The sequence below is a fragment of the Rhodosalinus sp. genome, from assembly GCF_041685465.1.
GTDB lineage: Bacteria > Pseudomonadota > Alphaproteobacteria > Rhodobacterales > Rhodobacteraceae > Rhodosalinus.
Genome location: NZ_JAWLFS010000035.1, coordinates 1 through 17,643, shown reverse-complemented (window position 1 = coordinate 17,643; position 17,643 = coordinate 1). Strand labels below are relative to the sequence as shown.

The 17,643-nt window shown below is 70.0% G+C and carries 18 protein-coding genes; 9 read left to right on the top strand and 9 right to left on the bottom strand.

Translation table 11 applies throughout. From position 1 onward, the window contains the following. The 3 genes from ACESL7_RS03995 to ACESL7_RS03985 all read right to left on the bottom strand — a co-directional run. On the bottom strand, nt 1-1,313 hold a 1,313-nt coding region (locus ACESL7_RS03995; RefSeq protein WP_372891681.1), incomplete at its 3' end, for an MATE family efflux transporter. Beyond that, nucleotides 1,303-1,815, bottom strand: coding sequence for a PaaI family thioesterase (locus ACESL7_RS03990; protein ID WP_372891679.1), 513 nt, complete (start codon nt 1,813-1,815; stop codon nt 1,303-1,305). The genes ACESL7_RS03990 and ACESL7_RS03995, both read right to left, overlap by 11 nt. Next, on the bottom strand, nt 1,812-2,237 hold the full coding sequence (locus ACESL7_RS03985; RefSeq protein ID WP_372891677.1) for a PaaI family thioesterase: 426 nt from the start codon (nt 2,235-2,237) through the stop codon (nt 1,812-1,814). The genes ACESL7_RS03990 and ACESL7_RS03985 overlap by 4 nt, the downstream gene beginning before the upstream one ends. 121 nt (nt 2,238-2,358) lie before the next feature. On the opposite strand from ACESL7_RS03985, the gene ACESL7_RS03980 reads away from it, so the two are divergent. From ACESL7_RS03980 to ACESL7_RS03945, 8 genes are all read left to right on the top strand, one after another. Further along, nucleotides 2,359-2,751, top strand: a complete 393-nt coding sequence (locus ACESL7_RS03980; RefSeq protein WP_372891675.1) for a MerR family transcriptional regulator — start codon at nt 2,359-2,361, stop codon at nt 2,749-2,751. Between the two features lie 241 nt (nt 2,752-2,992). After that, entirely contained in the window at nt 2,993-3,412 is a 420-nt protein-coding gene (locus tag ACESL7_RS03975) for a MerR family transcriptional regulator (RefSeq protein ID WP_372891673.1), read from the top strand. A 33-nt stretch (nt 3,413-3,445) separates the two neighbouring features. After that, a complete protein-coding gene (locus ACESL7_RS03970; RefSeq protein WP_372891671.1) occupies nt 3,446-5,227 on the top strand; it encodes an acyl-CoA dehydrogenase C-terminal domain-containing protein in 1,782 nt (593 codons plus the stop codon). A gap of 51 nt (nt 5,228-5,278) precedes the next feature. Next, a complete protein-coding gene (locus ACESL7_RS03965; protein ID WP_372891669.1) occupies nt 5,279-5,491 on the top strand; it encodes a hypothetical protein in 213 nt (70 codons plus the stop codon). 36 nt (nt 5,492-5,527) lie between these two features. Next, nucleotides 5,528-6,679, top strand: coding sequence for an acyl-CoA dehydrogenase family protein (locus tag ACESL7_RS03960; RefSeq protein ID WP_372891668.1), 1,152 nt, complete (start codon nt 5,528-5,530; stop codon nt 6,677-6,679). Nucleotides 6,680-7,034: 355 nt separating this feature from the next. Further along, nucleotides 7,035-7,670 carry a glutathione S-transferase family protein gene (locus ACESL7_RS03955; RefSeq protein ID WP_372891666.1) on the top strand — a complete coding sequence of 212 codons (636 nt, stop codon included), beginning with the start codon at nt 7,035-7,037 and terminating at the stop codon, nt 7,668-7,670. Between the two features lie 13 nt (nt 7,671-7,683). Continuing rightward, on the top strand, nt 7,684-8,895 hold the full coding sequence (locus ACESL7_RS03950) for an acetyl-CoA C-acetyltransferase (RefSeq protein WP_372891664.1): 1,212 nt from the start codon (nt 7,684-7,686) through the stop codon (nt 8,893-8,895). An 11-nt stretch (nt 8,896-8,906) separates the two neighbouring features. Further along, complete coding sequence (locus tag ACESL7_RS03945; protein WP_372891662.1) at nt 8,907-11,102, top strand: 3-hydroxyacyl-CoA dehydrogenase NAD-binding domain-containing protein; 2,196 nt, start codon at nt 8,907-8,909, stop codon at nt 11,100-11,102. 224 nt (nt 11,103-11,326) lie between these two features. Here ACESL7_RS03945 and ACESL7_RS03940 read toward each other — a convergent pair whose 3' ends face one another. The 6 genes from ACESL7_RS03940 to fabG all read right to left on the bottom strand — a co-directional run bounded on the left by ACESL7_RS03940 (nt 11,327) and on the right by fabG (nt 16,931). Then, entirely contained in the window at nt 11,327-12,580 is a 1,254-nt protein-coding gene (locus ACESL7_RS03940; protein WP_487247750.1) for a DNA-packaging protein, read from the bottom strand. 28 nt (nt 12,581-12,608) lie between these two features. Then, nucleotides 12,609-12,956 (bottom strand): hypothetical protein, encoded by a 348-nt coding sequence (locus ACESL7_RS03935; protein ID WP_372891660.1) that lies wholly within the window; start codon nt 12,954-12,956, stop codon nt 12,609-12,611. 235 nt (nt 12,957-13,191) lie between these two features. Next, complete coding sequence (gene mltG / locus ACESL7_RS03930) at nt 13,192-14,352, bottom strand: endolytic transglycosylase MltG (protein WP_372891658.1); 1,161 nt, start codon at nt 14,350-14,352, stop codon at nt 13,192-13,194. Beyond that, on the bottom strand, nt 14,353-15,612 hold the full coding sequence (gene fabF / locus ACESL7_RS03925; protein ID WP_372891656.1) for a beta-ketoacyl-ACP synthase II: 1,260 nt from the start codon (nt 15,610-15,612) through the stop codon (nt 14,353-14,355). A 145-nt stretch (nt 15,613-15,757) separates the two neighbouring features. Next, on the bottom strand, nt 15,758-15,991 hold the full coding sequence (locus tag ACESL7_RS03920) for an acyl carrier protein (protein ID WP_372891654.1): 234 nt from the start codon (nt 15,989-15,991) through the stop codon (nt 15,758-15,760). Between the two features lie 202 nt (nt 15,992-16,193). Continuing rightward, nucleotides 16,194-16,931 (bottom strand): 3-oxoacyl-[acyl-carrier-protein] reductase, encoded by a 738-nt coding sequence (fabG, locus tag ACESL7_RS03915; protein ID WP_372891652.1) that lies wholly within the window; start codon nt 16,929-16,931, stop codon nt 16,194-16,196. Nucleotides 16,932-17,056: 125 nt separating this feature from the next. On the opposite strand from fabG, the gene ACESL7_RS03910 reads away from it, so the two are divergent. After that, nucleotides 17,057-17,643: glycosyltransferase family 4 protein (locus ACESL7_RS03910; protein ID WP_372891650.1), on the top strand; the 587-nt coding region annotated here is incomplete at its 3' end.

The window sequence follows — 17,643 nt, the reverse complement described above, 5'->3', positions numbered from 1 at the left end:
CGCTCCAGCGCCGGGTAGCGCAGGCCGAGCGTCACGCCGCGCGCCACGAAGGAGATCAGCAGCGCCGCCCAGAGCCCGTGATTGCCGAAGGCCGGCACCAGCGCGAGCGCCGCGGCGACGTAGACCGCGAAGCTCACCGCCATCATGTTGCGCATGTCCGCGGTGCGCGTCGCGCCGATGAAGATGCCGTCGAGCATCCAGCTCGCGAGGCCCAGCAGCGGCGCGGCGACCATCCAGGGCAGAAAGACGCGCGCCTCTGCCCGCACCTCGGGCGCGGTGGCCATCAGGTCGATGATCGCGGGACCCGCGAGCGCGAAGGCCGCCGCCATGCCGAGCGACGACAGCCCGCCCCAGAGGCTCGAGACCGCCGCGCCACGGCGCAGCGTCGCCACGCTTCGCGCGCCCATCGCCTGACCGACGATGGCTTCGGCGGCGAAGGCGAAACCGTCGAGCGCGTAGGCGGTGATCTGCAGGAACTGCATCAGCACCTGGTTGGCGGCGAGCGTGACGTCGCCGAAGTCCGAGCCGACGAAGAGGAAGGAGACGAAGACCGTCTGCAGGAGCAGCGAGCGGATCAGGATGTCTGTGTTCACCACTGCCATGCGGCGCAGGCGCTCCGCGTCGGCGACCCGCGCCCAGTCGCGCCACTCCGGCCGGCGGAAGGCGTCGCGGCAGAGCCAGAGCCCGAGGGCGAGCGCCGACCACTCGGCGAGGAAGGTGGCGAAGGCCACGCCCTCCACGCCCCAGCCGAGGCCGAGGACGAACCACAGGTCGAGCAGGATGTTCACCCCGTTCATCCAGACCTGCAGCACGAGGACGGCGCGCGTGCGCTCCCGCGCGATGAGCCAGCCGGTGACCCCGTAGATCGCGATGGCGGCCGGCGCGCTCCAGACCCGTATGCCGAGATAGCCACGCGCCAGCCCCTCGACCTCCGCGCTCGCCGGCGCGAGTTCGAAGGCGGCCCAGAAGATCGGAAGTTGCAGCAGGATCAGGCCCGCGCCCGCCCCGAGCCCGATCAGCAGGACGCGCGTCAGGAGCGCCGCGACCTCGCCGCCGTCGCCCGCGCCCTCGGCCTGCGCGGCGAGGCCGGTGGTCCCCATGCGCAGGAAGCCGAAGACCCAGTAGACCGCGGTGATGACGATCGCGCCGAGGCCCACGGCCCCGATCGGCGCGGCCTCCCCCATCTGCCCGACGACGCCGGTATCGACGGCGCCGAGCAGCGGGATCGTGGCGTTCGAGATGACGATTGGCACCGCGATGCGCAGCACCCGGGCGTGGTCGACCTCGCGCGGCGCCGGGGCCTCAGCCGCCATCGCGGGGCGGCATCAGGAAGTGCCCGGTCGCCTGCGCGAAGAGGCGGGCACGGTTGTCCTGCCACGCCTCGACATGAACGCTCGAGTAGCGCCGGCCGGAGCGGTTGACGCGTGCCCGCGCGTAGGCGTCGCGCGGCAGGCCCGAGCGCAGGTAATCCACGGTGAAATCGATGGTCCTCGGCAGGCGCGGCAGCTCGCCCGCGGCGAGCCGGTCGGGGTCGAGCGCGCCCGACTCGATGTCGGGCCAGAGCATCTGCCACGACAGCTCGATGATCGCCGCGGTCTCCAGGAAGGCCGCCGTGACCCCGCCGTGAAGCGCGGGCAGCATCGGGTTGCCGATCAGCTTGTCGTCGAAGGGCAGCACCGCGGTCAGCTCGTCGCCGCGGCGCTCGAAGCCGATGCCGAGATACTGGATGTAGGGAACCCCGCCCGACAGCGCGGAGAGCGCGGCGTCGCGGCGCTGCTTGACGACCTGCACGGGCTCCGGGCGGGGACCGCTCATTTGACACCCTCCACGGTGAAGGCCCCGGTCGCCGTGGCGACCGGGCGCGCATCGTCGTCGTCCCAGGCGGTGGCGCGGACGAAAGCGACCGTGCGCGTCAGCCGGTAGCAGGTGGCCGTGGTGCGCACGCTCTGCCCCGGCGTCGCGGGGCGCATGTAGTCGATGCGCAGATCGAGCGTCGCCGTCGTGCCGGGCGCGGCCGGGTGGCTCATCACCGCGGCGCCGCAGCAGGTGTCCATCAGCGCCGAGACCGCACCTCCATGGATCACGCCGGTTTCCGGATCGCCCACGAATCGCGGGTTCCACGGCATCCGCATCGAGGCCTCGCCGTCGCCGAGGTGCGCGAACTCCATGCCCAGCGCCTTCACGTGGGGGATCGCCTCGGTGAACCGGCGCGCCATTTCTGCCTTGTCGGGGGTCATGCGCTCTCGATCCTCGCCAGTCCCGTCCTTCATCGCGCGCCGCCCGGGCGAGCGCAAGACCGCCGCCCGCGGTTGCCCACGCGTCGCCGGGGACCTAGGTCGAAGGCAAGGGAGATTGCGGATGTCCGAGCCACGCCTCTCGTTCAAGGAAATGTGCGCGCGCTTCGAGGTGACGCCACGCACGCTCAGGTATTACGAGTACATCGAGATCCTGCAACCCGAGCGCATCGGGCGGCAGCGCTTCTACGGACCGCGCGAACTCGCCCGCATGACGCTCATCCTGCGCGGGCGGCGTTATGGCTTTCAGCTCGAGGATATCCGGCAATGGCTGCTGATCTACGAGAAGGAAGGCACCGAGACGCAGATGCGCACCTTCGTCGAGGCCGCGGACGCGCAGCTCGACGAGCTCGCCCGGCAGAAGGCGCAGATCGAGGAAGCGATGGACGAACTGCGCCGCATGCGCGACGAGACCCGCGCCACTCTGCGCAGCGGCGATGGCCGGGCTTTTGGCTGAACCGATCGCCACGATCCAAAGATATCACGGAAAGTTGTGCAATCCCTGCACCTTGCCGCATGTCGGCCAAGGCTCCCGCAACGTCATTTCGTTGCGCGCGACCCCCTGTCCGAGACGAAAGATTTCCCGTGGATAGAAATGACGCAGCGTCTCGCTTACGTAAACTTTCGATGCTGTTGTATCCGGTTGGGTGAACCCGCATGTCCCCGGCGTCACGCTGAGACAGACGAGGACCAAGAACATGACCGCAGAAAACGCAGGCGCCGAAACCGACGCAACCATGACCATCCGCGAGATGTGCGATGCCTTCGGCGTCACCCCGCGAACGCTCCGTTTCTACGAGGCGAAGGAGCTCATCTTCCCGATCCGGGAAGGCCAGAAGCGGCTCTTCACCCGCCGCGATCGCGCGCGGCTCAAGCTGATCCTGCGCGGCAAGCGCTTCGGGTTCAGCCTCGAGCAGATCCGCCAGCTTCTCGACCTCTACGACGCCGACGATCAGCAGCAAACGCAGATTCAGCGCGCCCATGAGCTCGCGCAGACGCGACTGGCGGAGATGGAGCAGCAGCGCGCCGAGCTCGACGACGCGATTTCCGAGCTGCGCGAGCAGCTCGCCTGGGGCGAGCAGATGCTCGCCTCGACGAACAGGACCGCGGCCGAATAGCGGCCGCGGCACCACAAGCCCAGGGAGTGAGCGATGCCGATCTACGACGCCCCCACCCGCGACATGCAGTTCGTCCTGCATGACGTGCTCGCGATCTCGGAGGCCGGGATCCCCGGCTACGAGGACCTCGACCGCGCGACGACCGCCGCGATCCTCGAGGAAGCGGGCAAGCTGTCGGAGAACGTGCTCGCGCCTCTCAATCCCGTCGGCGACGCGCAGGGCTGCACGCTCGAGAACGGCAAGGTGCGCACGCCCGAGGGCTTCAGGGACGCCTACGAGCAGATGCGCGCGGGCGGCTGGATGGGCCTCGACGCCGACCCGGAGTACGGCGGCCAGGGGATGCCCTACCTGATCGGCTCGGCGGTGGGCGAGATGTTCGTCTCCGCCAACATGGCCTTCAACATGTACCAGGGGCTGACCCACGGCGCCTACTCCGCGATCCACACCCACGGCTCGGAGGCGCAGAAGCGCACCTATCTGCCCAACCTCGTCGACGGCATCTGGTCGGGGACCATGAACCTGACCGAGCCGCATTGCGGCACCGACCTCGGCCTGATCCGCACCAAGGCGGAGCCTGCCGACGACGGCACCTGGCGCATCACCGGCCAGAAGATCTGGATCTCGGCCGGAGAGCACGACCTGTCCGAGAACATCATCCACCTCGTGCTCGCCAAGGCCCCCGGCGGCGGCGAGGGCACCAAGGGCATCTCGCTCTTCATCGTGCCGAAGTTCATGGTGAACGAGGACGGCTCGCTGGGCGCGCGCAACGCCGTCACCTGCGGCGGGCTCGAGTCCAAGATGGGCATCCACGGCAACGCCACCTGCGTCATGAACTACGATGGCGCCACCGGCTACCTCGTGGGCGAGCTTCACAAGGGCATGCGCGCGATGTTCACCATGATGAACGAGGCCCGCATCGGCGTCGGCCTGCAGGGCTACGCGATGGGCGAGGTCGCCTATCAGAACGCGCGCGCCTTCGCGCAGGACCGGCTTCAGGGGCGCGACGTGACCGGCCCGGCGAACCCCGACGGGCCGGCCGACCCGATCATCGTGCACCCGGACGTGCGGCGAAACCTCCTGCACCAGAAGAGCTTCGTCGAGGGCGCGCGCGCCTTCACCTTCTGGGGCGCGCAGATGATCGACCGGTCCGAGCGCGCGGGCGACGCCGAGGCGGATGCTATGATCTCGCTGCTGACACCCGTCATCAAGGGCTTCCTCACCGACAAGGGGTTCGAGACCACGGTGCTCGCGCAGCAGACGCTCGGCGGCTCGGGCTTCGTCAAGGAATGGGGCCTCGAGCAGTTCGTGCGCGATTCGCGGATCACCATGATCTACGAGGGCACGAACGGCATCCAGTCGCTCGACCTGGTGGGGCGCAAGCTCGGGCAGGACGGCGGCAAGGCGATCATGGCCTTCTTCGAGATGGTCAAGGCCTTCAACAAGGAACACGAAGGCGAGGACGAAGCCTTCGATCGCGACTTCCTCGAGCCGCTCAAGCAGGCCTCAAAGGACCTGCAGTCGGCGGGCATGTTCTTCATGCAGCAGGGCATGAAGACCCCGCAGGCGGCGCTCTCGGGCAGCTACGACTTCATGCACCTCTTCGGGCACGTCTGCCTCGGCCTCATGTGGGCGAAGATGGGGCTCGCGGCGAAGGCGGCGCTGGCCGAAGGTCGCGGCGACCCGGCCTTCCTCGAGGCCAAGCTCGCCACGGGGCGCTACTACATGGCGCGCCAGCTGCCGGCGACGGGCATGCATCTCGCCCGGATCGGCAGCGGCGCCGCACCGGTCATGGAGCTGGACGCGGCGCAGTTCTGACGTAGGGTGCATGTCGAGCCCGCAGCCAACGGCGGCGCAAGGGGAGGAGCCATGCCGAAACGCTTCCGCACGACCCGGCGCTTTCAGGTCGCGATGACCGAGGACGGCTACCGTCGCCTGCGCCGCTTCGCGCGGGAGGCCGGGCTCGACGAGGGCGAGGCGCTCTCGTTCCTCTTCGAGCATTTCGACAGCGTCACCGACGACGAGGCGCTCGGCCACCGGCTGCGCCTCTTCAACGCGGAGCTCGACGCGCGCAAGCGATAAGCCGACACCAGGGTTTCAAGGGGAGGAGAAACCGCGATGCCATCGGCCTGGATGACCGAAGAGCACCAGATGCTCGCCGACATGACCCGGCGCTTCATCGAGGAAAACTGGGTCCAGCACTACGACCGCTGGCGCCGGCAGGGCGAAATGGACCGGGAGACATGGGGACAGGCCGGCGACCTCGGCCTGCTCTGCCCCTCGGTCCCCGAAGAGTACGGCGGCGCCGGCGGCGATTTCGGCCACGAGGCGGTGATCCTGATGGAAGGCTCGCGCGCCAACCTGGCCTCCTGGGGCCACGGCATCCACTCCGGCATCGTCGCGCATTACGTCCTCGCCTACGGCACCGAAGAGCAGAAGATGCGCTGGCTGCCGAAGATGGTCTCGGGCGAGATGGTGGGCGCGCTCGCCATGACAGAGCCGTCGGGCGGCTCGGACGTGCAGAACCTCAGGACGCGCGCGGTGCGCGACGGCAACGTCTACCGCGTGAGCGGGCAGAAGACCTTCATCACCAACGGGCAGCACGCCGACCTCATCGTGGTCGCGGCCAAGACCGACCCGTCGAAGGGCGCGAAGGGCACCTCGCTCGTGGTGGTCGAGACCGAGGGCGCCGAAGGCTTCACGCGCGGCCGCAACCTCGAGAAGATCGGCGCGCACGCCGCCGACACGTCCGAGCTCTTCTTCGACGCGGTGCCGGTCCCTCCCGAGAACATCCTCGGGGCCGAGGAGGGGCGCGGCTTCTACCAGATGATGCAGCAACTGCCGCAGGAGCGCCTCATCATCGGCTGCGGCGCCGTCGGCGCGATGGAAGGCGCGGTCGAGCGCACGATCGCCTACTGCAACGAGCGCGAGGCCTTCGGCGGCCCGATCATGCAGTTCCAGAACACCCGCTTCAAGCTCGCCGAATGCCTGACGAAGACCAAGGTCGCCCGCGCCTTCCTCGACGAGTGCATCGCAGAGCACCTGAGGGGGGAGCTCACCGTGGAGAAGGCGGCGATGGCGAAATACTGGCTGACGGACACGCAGGGCGAGGTGCTCGACGACTGCCTCCAGCTGCACGGCGGCTACGGATTCATGCAGGAATACGCCGTCGCCGAGATGTGGACCGACGCGCGGGTGCAGCGCATCTACGGCGGCACCAACGAGATCATGAAGGAACTCATCGCGCGCAGCTTCGCGGGGGGCAAATGACCCCGGCAGTGGCGCGGGCGGCGCCGTGGGCGGTGGGGGCTTCGCGCCCCCACACCCCCGCGGGATATTTGAGCCAAGAAGAAGGAGCCGGACCGCACATCGAGCCCCTTGATCGCACCCGGGCCGCACTCGGTCCACTCCGCCGCCCGCGATGCGCGCGCACCGGGCGAGCGGCGGAGCTTCTCCTTGGGCGGTCATCGGCTTCCCAGCCTGTACCGCAGGAAGACGATACCCCGGAGAGGATTAACGAACCGTGGACGCAGACGCGTCTCCTGCTTCTTCTTGGAAAAAAATATCCCACGGGGGTGCGGGGGTGTGAAACCCCCGCATCGCGCCGGTCGGCGAGGAGCGCGCCATGACCATCGAGCTCCACTGCTTCGGGGAGAGCGGCAATTCCTACAAGGCCGCGCTGCCCCTCGCGCTCTCGGGGCTCGCCTGGACGCCGGTGAAGGTAGATTTCTTCTCCGGCGCCACGCGGTCGGGGGACTACCGCGCGCTCAACCCGATGGGCGAGGCGCCGGTGATGGTGGACGGGGACTACGTGCTCACGCAGTCCGGCGCGATCCAGGATTACGTTTCGGAGAGATCGGGAATGTTCGGAGGACGCGACGCGCGTGAGCGGCGCGAGGTCCTGCGCTGGGTGCTCTGGGACAACCACAAGCTCTCGAGCCAGGCAGGAATGACACGCTTCCTGATGAACTTCCTGCCCGAGGAGAAGCGCCCGGCCGAGGTGATCGGCTTCATGCAGGGGCGGCTGAAGGCCGCCTATGCGGTGCTCGACCGGCATCTCGAAGGCCGCGACTGGATCGTGGGCGACGGGCCGACGAACGCCGACTTCTCCTGCTGCGGCTATCTCTTCTATCCCGAGCCCTTCGGGTTCGACCGGGCCGCGTGGCCCGCCATCGACGCCTGGCTCGCGCGCCTCGCGGCGCTGCCGGGCTGGAAACACCCTTACGACCTGATGCCCGGCCATCCGAGCGACCGGGCCTGAACGGAGGCAGACGATGACCGACGCCTATATCTTCGACGCCGTGCGCACGCCGCGCGGCAAGGGCCGCAAGGACGGGAGCCTGCACGAGGTGACCGCGGTGCGCCTGTCCACGACCGCGCTCGATGCGCTCAAGGCGCGCAACGGGCTCGAGGGTCACGCCGTGGAGGACGTGATCTGGGGCAACGTCACGCAGGTGGGCGAACAGGGGGCCTGTCTCGCGCGCACCGCCGTGCTCGCCTCGGATCTCGACGAGTCGATCCCGGGCGTGTCGATCAACCGTTTCTGCGCCTCCGGGCTGGAGGCGGTGAACATGGCCGCCAACCAGGTGCGCGGCGGCGCGGGCGGCGCCTATATCGCGGGCGGGGTGGAGAGCATGAGCCGCGTGCCGATGGGCTCGGACGGCGGCGCGATCGCGGCCGATCCGTCCGTGGCGATGGAGATGTATTTCGTCCCCCAGGGCATCGGCGCGGACATCATCGCGACGGAATACGGTTTCACCCGCGACGAGGCGGATGCGCTCGCCGTCGAGAGCCAGCAGCGCGCCAAGGCGGCCTGGGACGCGGCGCGCTTCGCGAAGTCCGTCGTGGCGGTGAAGGACGTCAACGGGCTGACGATCCTCGATCGCGACGAGCACATGCGCCCCGAGACGGACATGCAGAGCCTTGGCGCGCTCAAGCCCTCCTTCAAGGAGCAGGGCGAGGCGATGCCGGGTTTCGACAAGGTGGCGATGCTGAAGTACCCGCATCTCGAGCGGGTCGAGCACATCCACCACGCCGGCAACTCCTCCGGCATCGTGGACGGCGCGGCCGCCGTGCTCATCGGGTCGAAGGAATGGGGCGAGGCGAACGGGCTCACCCCGCGCGCGCGCATCCGCGCCACCGCCAAGATCGGCACCGATCCCACCATCATGCTGACAGGCCCCGTGCCGGTGACGCGCAAGATCCTGCGCGAGAGCGGGATGCAGATCGGCGACATCGACCTGTTCGAGGTGAACGAGGCTTTCGCGGCGGTTGTCATGCGCTTCATGCAGGCCTTCGAGGTGGACCCGTCCCGCGTCAACGTGAACGGCGGCGCCATCGCCATGGGCCACCCGCTGGGCGCCACGGGGGCGATGATCCTCGGCACGCTGCTGGACGAGATGGAGCGCGCGGACCGCGAGACCGGCCTCGCCACGCTCTGCATCGGCTCGGGCATGGGCGCGGCAACGATCCTGGAACGCGTGTGAGGGCGAGAGAGATGACCGAATTCACGATGGACAAGGGCGCCGACGGCGTCGCGGTGATCACCTGGGACGTGCCGGGGCGGTCGATGAACGTGCTCAGCCTCGACGCGCTGGGCGAGCTGGACGCCCTGATCGACAAGGCGCTGTCCGACGACGCGGTGAAGGGCGTCGTCATCACCTCCGCGAAGAAGGACTTCGCCGGCGGCATGGACCTCAACGTGCTCGCGCGGATGCGGGACGAGGCGGGCGACGACCCGGCGAAGGGTCTCTTCGAGGGCATCATGCAGATGCATGGGACCTTGCGGAAGATCGAGCGCGCGGGGATGGACCCCAAGACGCTGAAGGGCGGCAAGCCGATCGCCTCCGCCCTGCCCGGCACGGCGGTGGGCATCGGGCTGGAGATCCCGCTCGCCACGCATCGCATCTTCGCCGCCGAGAACCCCAAGGCCAAGATCGGCCTGCCGGAGATCAAGGTGGGCATCTTCCCGGGCGCGGGCGGGACCACGCGGCTCGTGCGCAAGCTCGGCGCGATGGCGGCCTCGCCCTACCTGCTGGAGGGCAAGACGGTGGCGCCGGCGAAGGCCAAAGCGGCTGGCATCATCGACGAGGTGGTCGAGGACCCGCTGGCCGCGGCGAAGGCCTGGGTGCTGAACGCGGGAGACGCCGACATCGTCAAGCCCTGGGATGCGAAGGGCTACAAGATGCCGGGCGGCACGCCCTATCACCCGCAGGGCTTCATGACCTTCGTCGGCGCCTCGGCGATGGTGAACGCGCAGACCTACGGGGCCTTCCCGGCGGCGCAGGCGCTCCTGTCGGCGGTCTACGAGGGCGCGCTGGTGCCCTTCGACACCGCGCTCCGGATCGAGGCGCGCTGGTTCACGCATATCCTGCTGAACCCCTCCTCGGCGGCGATGATCCGCTCGCTCTTCGTCAACAAGGAGGCGCTGGAGAAGGGCGCGAACCGCCCCGAGGCGCCGGACCAGCGGGTGCAGAAGCTGGGCGTCCTCGGCGCGGGCATGATGGGGGCGGGAATCGCGCTCGTCTCCGCGCAGGCGGGGATGGAGGTCGTGCTCATCGACCAGGCCCAGGAGGCCGCCGACAAGGGCAAGGCCTATACCGAGAGCTATCTCGACAAGGGCATCAAGCGGGGAAAGTCGACGCCCGAGAAAAAGGCCGAGACGCTCGCGCGGATCACGGCCACGACCGACTACGCCGCGCTTGAAGGCTGCGACCTGGTGATCGAGGCGGTCTTCGAGGACCCGAAGATCAAGGCCGAGGTCACGAAACAGGCCGAGGCGCATCTGCCCGCGGACGCGATCTTCGCCACCAACACCTCGACCCTGCCGATCAGCGATCTGGCCAAGGCCAGCGCCCGGCCCGAACAGTTCATCGGCATCCACTTCTTCTCGCCGGTCGAGAAGATGCTGCTGGTGGAGATCATCAAGGGGCGCGAGACGGGCGATCGCGCGGTGGCCAAGGCGCTGGATTACGTGCGCCAGATCCGCAAGACGCCGATCGCGGTGAACGACGCGCGCTTCTTCTACGCCAACCGCTGCATCATCCCCTACATCAACGAAGGCATCCGCATGGTCGGCGAGGGCGTCACGCCCGCGCTGATCGAGAACGCGGCGCGCCAGCTCGGCTTCCCCGTGGGGCCGCTGCAACTGGTGGACGAGACCTCGATCGACCTCGGCGTGAAGATCGCCAAGGCGACGCGCGCGGCGCTCGGCGAGGCCTACCCCGACGACGCGGTGGACGAGGTGCTCTTCTGGATGGCCGACGAGGGCCGGCTCGGGCGCAAGGCCAACGCCGGCTTCTACGCCTACGACGAGAGCGGCAAGCGCCTCGGGCTCTGGGAGGGGCTCGCGGCGCAGTATCCCCCGGCCGAGGCGCAGCCCGAGCTTGCGGAGGTGCAGCACCGGCTCATGTTCGCGCAGGTGCTGGAAGCGGTGCGCGCGCTCGAGGAGGGCGTTCTGGAGGACATCCGGGAGGGCGACGTGGGCGCGATCCTGGGCTGGGGTTTCGCGCCCTGGTCGGGCGGCCCCTTCGGATGGCTCGACATGCTGGGCGCGGCGCGCGCGGCCGAGCTTTGCGACGCGCTCGCGGCCACCCACGGCCCGCGCTTCGACTGCCCGGCGCTCCTGCGCGAGATGGCGGAGACGGGGGAGAGCTTCTATGGCCGTTTCGGGCCGGAGGCGCAGGCGGCCTGAGCGCCTATCCGGCCCCGCGACGCGCCCGTCTTGAGGGTGCGTCGCGGGGCCCAAGCTCCGGCAGTCCGACAGGGCGCGTCAGGCTACCCCCGCCGCAGGTCAGGCGGCCACCCTTCCGGAGCGAGGCCCCGGACGCGGACCCCCGATCTCGAGCGGCCCGGACATGCCGCATCAGTGAACGGGACCATTCACGCGACGATGGGTGACCGTGATCCGATCCGGCTTCAGAGCGCGCGCATCCTCGGCCGGCGCCAGCGGGCGGCCGGCAGGATCATGAGTTCGTGCAGCGCCCAGACCAGCGCGTCCACCCGATCCGGGCTGCCGGGCCCCTCGTAGCCCTGCGCCGTCATGCGGCACATCTGCTCCTCGAGCACGGCAAGGCCCCGGAGGTGGCGCACCCGACCCTGTTCGTAGAGCGCGGCGACCGGCTCGGCGCGGGCGAGCTTGCCGCGGGTCGCCCGCACCTGCCGCAGCGGCACCATCGGGTCGACCTGCCGGATCACCTCCGCCACCATGTCGCCCCCCTGGTTGACCTCGGCGACCAGCCGCTCGGCGCCCCAGCGCTCCATCGCCGCGACCGCCGCCTCGGCCCAGTCCGAGGGTCGCGCCGCGCCGAGGCTCGCATCCTCCAGCACCACGGCCCGCCAGTCGGGCACATCGCCCGAGAGGGTCGCGCCGGCCACCACGATGCCGCAGGAGTCGCTCCCCGCGTGCCCGGTCGCGGGCGGGTCGATCGCGACCACGATCCTGTCGAGCTCCGGCGGGCGGTCGACGCGACAGTCCCCGAGCGCCGCGGACGTCCAGAGCGCGCCCTCCGCATCCTCGAGCAGCACCCCGTCGAGTTCCTGCCGCCCGAGCCGCGTGCCAGCATAACGCGCGCGGACCTCGTCGAGGAAGCTCTCGGCGAGGTTGGCGCGGTTGGCCTCGGTCCCGGCGCGCGTGACGACCGTCGACTCGAGCGCGAGCAGCCGTTTCAGCACGGCCACGTTGCGCGGCGTGGTGGTCACGCAGGCCCGCGGCGCATCGCCCAGCCGCAGGGCGAACTGCAGCATGTCCCACGCCGCCTCGGCCTTGAGCCATTTGGCCAGTTCGTCGGCCCAGGCCGCGTCGAACTGCGGCCCGCGCAGCGCCTCCGGATCGTGCGCCGAGAAAAGCTGCGCCACCGCCCCGTTGGGCCAGACGAGCCGGCGCTTCGAGGGTTCCCAGTCGGGCCGCCGGTCGGGCGGCGAGCAGGCGAGGATGCCGCTTTCCCCCAGGACCATGACGTCGCGCACCTGGTCGTAGGTCTCGCCCACCAGCGCCACGTGGCGCGCGCGCCCGCTGTCGAGCGGGCCGGGCCCCTCGACCTCCGCGCGGACCCATTCGGCCCCGGCGCGTGTCTTGCCCGCGCCACGGCCCCCCATCACGATCCATGTGCGCCAGTCACCCGGGGGCGGCAGCTGATGCCCCATCGCCCAGACCTCGAACAGGAAGGGCAAGGCCAGCAGTTCGCCGTCGCCGAGGTCGTCAAGAAACCGCCGGCGCGCCTCCGGTGCGGCGCAGGCGATCCAGTCGAGCGCCGATCTCGGCGCGGGCGGCGGCGAGGTCGAGGGCGTAGCTTCCCCGGGCGAGGCCGGAACTCTTGCGTCGTCGCGCATGCAGCAGCATCTCCGCTTCTATCGCCAGCCGGATCCACTGCTTGACGGAGGCGACCGCCTTGCCCGCCTCGCGCGCATCGTCCCAGTCGCCGCGCGCGAGCATGTGCTGGAAGTCCTCGAGCTCGTGGCGCATCCCGCGGAGCTGTCGCGCGATGCTGGCGATCTCCTCGTCGAGGGGCGAGTCCTCCGCCGTCTCGGTCGTCAGGGTGGTGGACAAGGGCCGGCCTTTCGGTTGGTGGGTGCGCGCCGGACGCGCACGAAAAAGGGCGGCCGCGGGGTGTCCCGCGCCGCCCTGTGCACTCTGTCCAGCGTGCCGCAACCTATAGGCGAAAGCGTGCGATCCGTCAATCCCGTTGCGCAACGCCGGCCCGACTAAGCGCCCGTTGCCATTGGAAAATCTTAGCCCGCAGCGCCCTGCGCGATTGCCCCCGCAAGAGCCGACGAGCGCGCGCTCAGTCCTCCTCGGCCGCGCGCTCGGCCTCGATTTCCCGCCAGCGCGCGACATTGCGATTGTGTTCCGCAAGCGTCTCGGCGAAGGCGTGCCCGCCCGTCCCGTCGGCCACGAAGAAAAGGTCGTCGGTGGGCTCCGGATCCAGCGCGGCCTCGATGCTGGCCCGACCGGGGTTGGCGATCGGCGTCGGCGGCAGCCCGTCGATCACGTAGGTATTCCACGCCGTCGCCTCGCGCAGTTCGCTCTGGCGCAGCCCGCGGCCCAGCACGCCGCGGCCCTCGGTGACGCCGTAGATCACCGTCGGATCGGTCTGCAACCGCATCCCCCGCTCCAGGCGGTTGACGAAGACGCTCGCCACGCGGCGCCGCTCGGCGGCCACGCCGGTCTCCTTTTCCACGATGGAGGCAAGGATCAGCGCCTCCTTGGGCGTCTCGAGCGGCAAGCCCGGTGCCCGGCCGGCCCAGGCTTCGGCAAGGATCGCAGCCTGGGCCTCCTCCATTTCGGCGATCAGATCCGCCCGGTCGTCGCCGCGGCGCACCTTATAGCCGCCCGGCGCGAGTGCGCCTTCGTCGGGCGTCTCGTCGATCTCGCCCGCAAGCACGTCGAACCGCTCGAGCGCGCGCGCGATCTGCCAGCTGGTCGCCCCCTCGGCGGTGACCACATTGTATTCGGTCGCGGGATCCGCCAGCGCCTCGCGGTAGATCTCCGGGCGCTCCTCCCCGGTCAGCGCCACCTCCGCGGCCACCTCCATCCGACCCGTCTCGGAAGAGAACTGCAGCACATCCGCGCGGGTCGCGTTCACGCCGACCCGGAGCGTCACCACGGTGCCGCAATCGCTGATGCCGTCGCCCGTGACCTTGCCCAGCACGTCCTCGATGGAGGCGCCCGGCTCGATCAGGAAGTTGCCCGCCTTCAGGCTGCCGGTCATGCCCCCGTAATCGGCGGCCAGGCGCATGACGAGCCCCGAGGAGATCACGTCATCCTCTTCGAGGCGGCGCGAAAGCTCGCGCAGGTTACTGCCCCGTTCGACCTGCACGCAGGTGGCGCGATCGAGCGCGCCCGGCGCGCGATACGTCCGCTCGCCCCAGAGGACCAGACCGGCCCCGAGAAACAGCACCACGGCGATGAGCGTCAGAGCGTTCGACGCGATGCTGCGCCACATTCACGCGACCTTCCGGAAGAGGACGCTCGCGTTGGTGCCACCGAAGCCGAAGGAGTTGGACAGCGCGACCGAGATCTCGCGCGCGCGCTTTGCGTTGGGCGCAAGGTCGATCGGCGTCTCGACCGCCGGGGCGTCGAGGTTGATGGTCGGCGGCGCGACCTGATCGCGGATGGCGAGGATCGAGAAGATCGCCTCGATCGCGCCCGCCGCGCCGAGCAGGTGGCCGGTCATCGACTTGGTCGAGGACATTGTGACGCCGGCCGCGGCCTCGCCAAGCATCCGCTCGACCGCCTGCAGCTCGATCACGTCGGCCATGGTCGAGGTGCCATGCGCGTTGATGTAGTCGATCGCGCCGGGCTCGAGCCCCGCCTTGTGCAGCGCCGCGCGCATCGAGCGCTCCGCGCCGTCGCCGTCCTCGCTGGGCGCGGTGATGTGATAGGCGTCGCCCGAGAGGCCGTAGCCGATCACCTCCGCGTAGATCGTCGCGCCGCGGGCCCTGGCGTGCTCGTATTCCTCGAGCACCACGACGCCCGCGCCCTCGCCCATGACGAAGCCGTCGCGGTCACAATCGTAGGGCCGGCTGGCCGCCTCGGGGGCATTGCCGTATTTGGTCGAGAGCGCCTTGCAGGCGTTGAAGCCGGCGATGCCGATCTCGCTGATCGCGGCCTCGGCGCCGCCGGCGAGCATCACGTCGGCGTCGTCGTCCTTGATCAGCCGCGCCGCGTCTCCGATGGCATGCGCCCCGGTCGAGCAGGCGGTGACGACGGCGTGGTTCGGTCCCTTGAACCCGTAGCGGATGCTCACCTGCCCCGAGATGAGATTGATCAGCGAACCCGGGATGAAGAACGGCGAGACGCGCCGCGGCCCCTTGTCCCGGATGAGGCAGGCCGTCTCGGCGATGGAGTTGAGCCCGCCGATGCCCGACCCGATCATCACGCCGGTGCGCAGCTTGTCGGCTTCGGACGCGTCGGCCCAGCCCGCATCCTCGACCGCCTGCTGCGCGGCGGCGAGGCCGTAGACGATGAACTCGTCGATCTTGCGCCGTTCCTTGGGCGCGATCCAGTCGTCGGAATTGAAGCTCCCGTCCGACCCGTCGCCGAGGGGCACCTCGCAGGCGTAGGTGGTGGCGAGGCGGGAGGCGTCGAAGCGGGTGATCGTCCCCGCGCCGGAGCGCCCCTCGAGCAGGCGCGACCATGTCGTATCGACGCCGCATCCCAGCGGCGTGACAAGCCCCAACCCCGTAACGACAACGCGCCGCATCGCCTGCACTCCTGCTTCTGACCGCCTGCTCATAGCCTCTCCCGCCCGCGCGGGGCAAGGCCCGCGCGGGGGCAGCGACAGCTCAAAAAAAGAGAGGGCGGCACCCGGTGCCCGGATGCCGCCCCGATCCGGACTGCCCGGTCGCTTACTGGGCGTCCTCGATGAATTTCACTGCGTCGCCGAAGGTCTGGATGTTTTCGGCGGCGTCGTCGGGGATCTCGATCCCGAACTCCTCCTCGAAGGCCATGACCAGCTCGACGGTGTCGAGGCTGTCCGCGCCGAGGTCGTCGATGAAAGAGGCCGCGTTGCTGACCTTGTCCTCCTCCACGCCGAGATGCTCCACGACGATCTTCTTAACGCGATCCGCGATGTCGCTCATATCCAGGTCCTCGTTGTCCTTCCGGGCCTTCGCCCTGTTCTGCCCTCGCCCCTCGGGTCCGGCGCCTCTCTGCGCCCGGAAGGGCGCGTCGTCGTGCCGCGCGGCGGCCTCGGGCGGACCGTTCCACGGCCCGTCCAAATCAGGCGCGCCTATAGCACATGCACCGGCGATGGCAAACGCTTTCGCCGGTGCCGGCACGGCCTCACAGCATCGCCATTCCGCCGTTCACATGCAGGGTCGCGCCGGTGACATAGGCCGCCTCCGGGCTCGCCAGGTAGAGCGCGGCGGCCGCCACCTCCCGCGCGTCGCCCATGCGGCCCATGGGCACCCGCTGAAGGAGCCCGGCCCGCTGATCCTCCGTCAGTTTCTCGGTCATCGCCGTGGTGATGAAGCCCGGCGCGACCACGTTCGCCGTCACGCCGCGCGGCGCCACCTCGTGCGCGATGGACTTCGTGAGCCCGACGAGCCCGGCCTTGGCGGCGGCATAATTCGCCTGACCGGGGTTGCCGATGGACCCCACGACGGAGCCGACGTTGACGATCCGGCCCCAGCGGGCCTTCATCATGCCGCGGAGCGACGCGCGGCAGAGGCGCATCGTCGCGGTCAGGTTCACGTCGAGCACCTGCTGCCAGTCGTCGTCCGACATGCGCATGAAGAGGCCGTCGCGCGTGATGCCGGCGTTGTTGACGAGAATGCCGAGGCCGCCCATCGCCTCGGTCGCGCGCCCGGGCAGCGCGGCCACCGCCTCCGGGTCGGAGAGGTCGCAGGGCAGGACATGCGCCCGCTCGCCGAGCGCGGCGGCCAGCTCCCCGAGCGGGCCCTCGCGCGTGCCAGACAGCGCCACCGTCGCCCCCGCGCCATGCAGCGCGCGCGCGACCTCGCCGCCGATTCCGCCCGAGGCGCCGGTCACCAGCGCCGTCTTTCCCGTCAGATCGAACATCGCCGTTCCTTTTGGCTTTCAGGGTGCTTCCGCTTATCCAGTCGTGCCCGCGCCGGCAACCCGGCCGCGGCTTGCAAAGCCGGGGTCCGCGGGCTACCGCGCACCGGCGCGTCGGGGAGGCTCTGATGGCGGAGACACGCCGCATCCTGATCTACGTCCGCTCGGTCTCGGGCGGCGCAGGGAAGAACGCCGTGAAATACGCGAACATCCTCGCCGAAGCGGGGCACGACGTCGTCCTCGCCGCCGGCCGCGCGCCGGAGGCGGAGCAAGCCGGGCTGCGCGGCGATCTCGTCCCGCTCGAGGTGCTCGGCACGCGCCGCACCGTTCAGATCGTCCCCCGGCTGCGCCGCGTGTTCGCGGCGCAACGTCCCGACATCTGCCTCGTGGTGGATCTCCCGAACCTCGTGGGCCTGTCGCGGGCCCTGCGCGGATCGGGCCAGTCGCCGACCGTCGTGTTGCGCGAGGCCTTGTATACCTGGGAGCGCAACGAGATGCGCAGCCTGCCCGTGCGGCTCTACAAGCGCCGGCTCTTTCGCCGCACCTACGCCTGCGCGGACCGCGTGATCGCGCTGACCGAGGGGATGGCCCGCCAGATCGCGGAGCACTGGGGCGTGCCCGCGGAGAGGATCACCGTGATCCCCAACGCGGTGCCGCTCCCCGGGACGCCGCCGGAGCGTCCTGAGCGGGAGGGGCCGCCCACGCTCCTCTGCGT

Coding starts and splice junctions, on each gene's coding strand:
- ACESL7_RS03990 (WP_372891679.1), bottom strand. CDS start 1,815: ATGAGCGGTCCCCGCCCGGAGCCCGTGCAGGTCGTCAAGCAGCGCCGC.
- ACESL7_RS03985 (WP_372891677.1), bottom strand. CDS start 2,237: ATGACCCCCGACAAGGCAGAAATGGCGCGCCGGTTCACCGAGGCGATC.
- ACESL7_RS03980 (WP_372891675.1), top strand. CDS start 2,359: ATGTCCGAGCCACGCCTCTCGTTCAAGGAAATGTGCGCGCGCTTCGAG.
- ACESL7_RS03975 (WP_372891673.1), top strand. CDS start 2,993: ATGACCGCAGAAAACGCAGGCGCCGAAACCGACGCAACCATGACCATC.
- ACESL7_RS03970 (WP_372891671.1), top strand. CDS start 3,446: ATGCCGATCTACGACGCCCCCACCCGCGACATGCAGTTCGTCCTGCAT.
- ACESL7_RS03965 (WP_372891669.1), top strand. CDS start 5,279: ATGCCGAAACGCTTCCGCACGACCCGGCGCTTTCAGGTCGCGATGACC.
- ACESL7_RS03960 (WP_372891668.1), top strand. CDS start 5,528: ATGCCATCGGCCTGGATGACCGAAGAGCACCAGATGCTCGCCGACATG.
- ACESL7_RS03955 (WP_372891666.1), top strand. CDS start 7,035: ATGACCATCGAGCTCCACTGCTTCGGGGAGAGCGGCAATTCCTACAAG.
- ACESL7_RS03950 (WP_372891664.1), top strand. CDS start 7,684: ATGACCGACGCCTATATCTTCGACGCCGTGCGCACGCCGCGCGGCAAG.
- ACESL7_RS03945 (WP_372891662.1), top strand. CDS start 8,907: ATGACCGAATTCACGATGGACAAGGGCGCCGACGGCGTCGCGGTGATC.
- mltG (WP_372891658.1), bottom strand. CDS start 14,352: ATGTGGCGCAGCATCGCGTCGAACGCTCTGACGCTCATCGCCGTGGTG.
- fabF (WP_372891656.1), bottom strand. CDS start 15,612: ATGCGGCGCGTTGTCGTTACGGGGTTGGGGCTTGTCACGCCGCTGGGA.
- ACESL7_RS03920 (WP_372891654.1), bottom strand. CDS start 15,991: ATGAGCGACATCGCGGATCGCGTTAAGAAGATCGTCGTGGAGCATCTC.
- fabG (WP_372891652.1), bottom strand. CDS start 16,931: ATGTTCGATCTGACGGGAAAGACGGCGCTGGTGACCGGCGCCTCGGGC.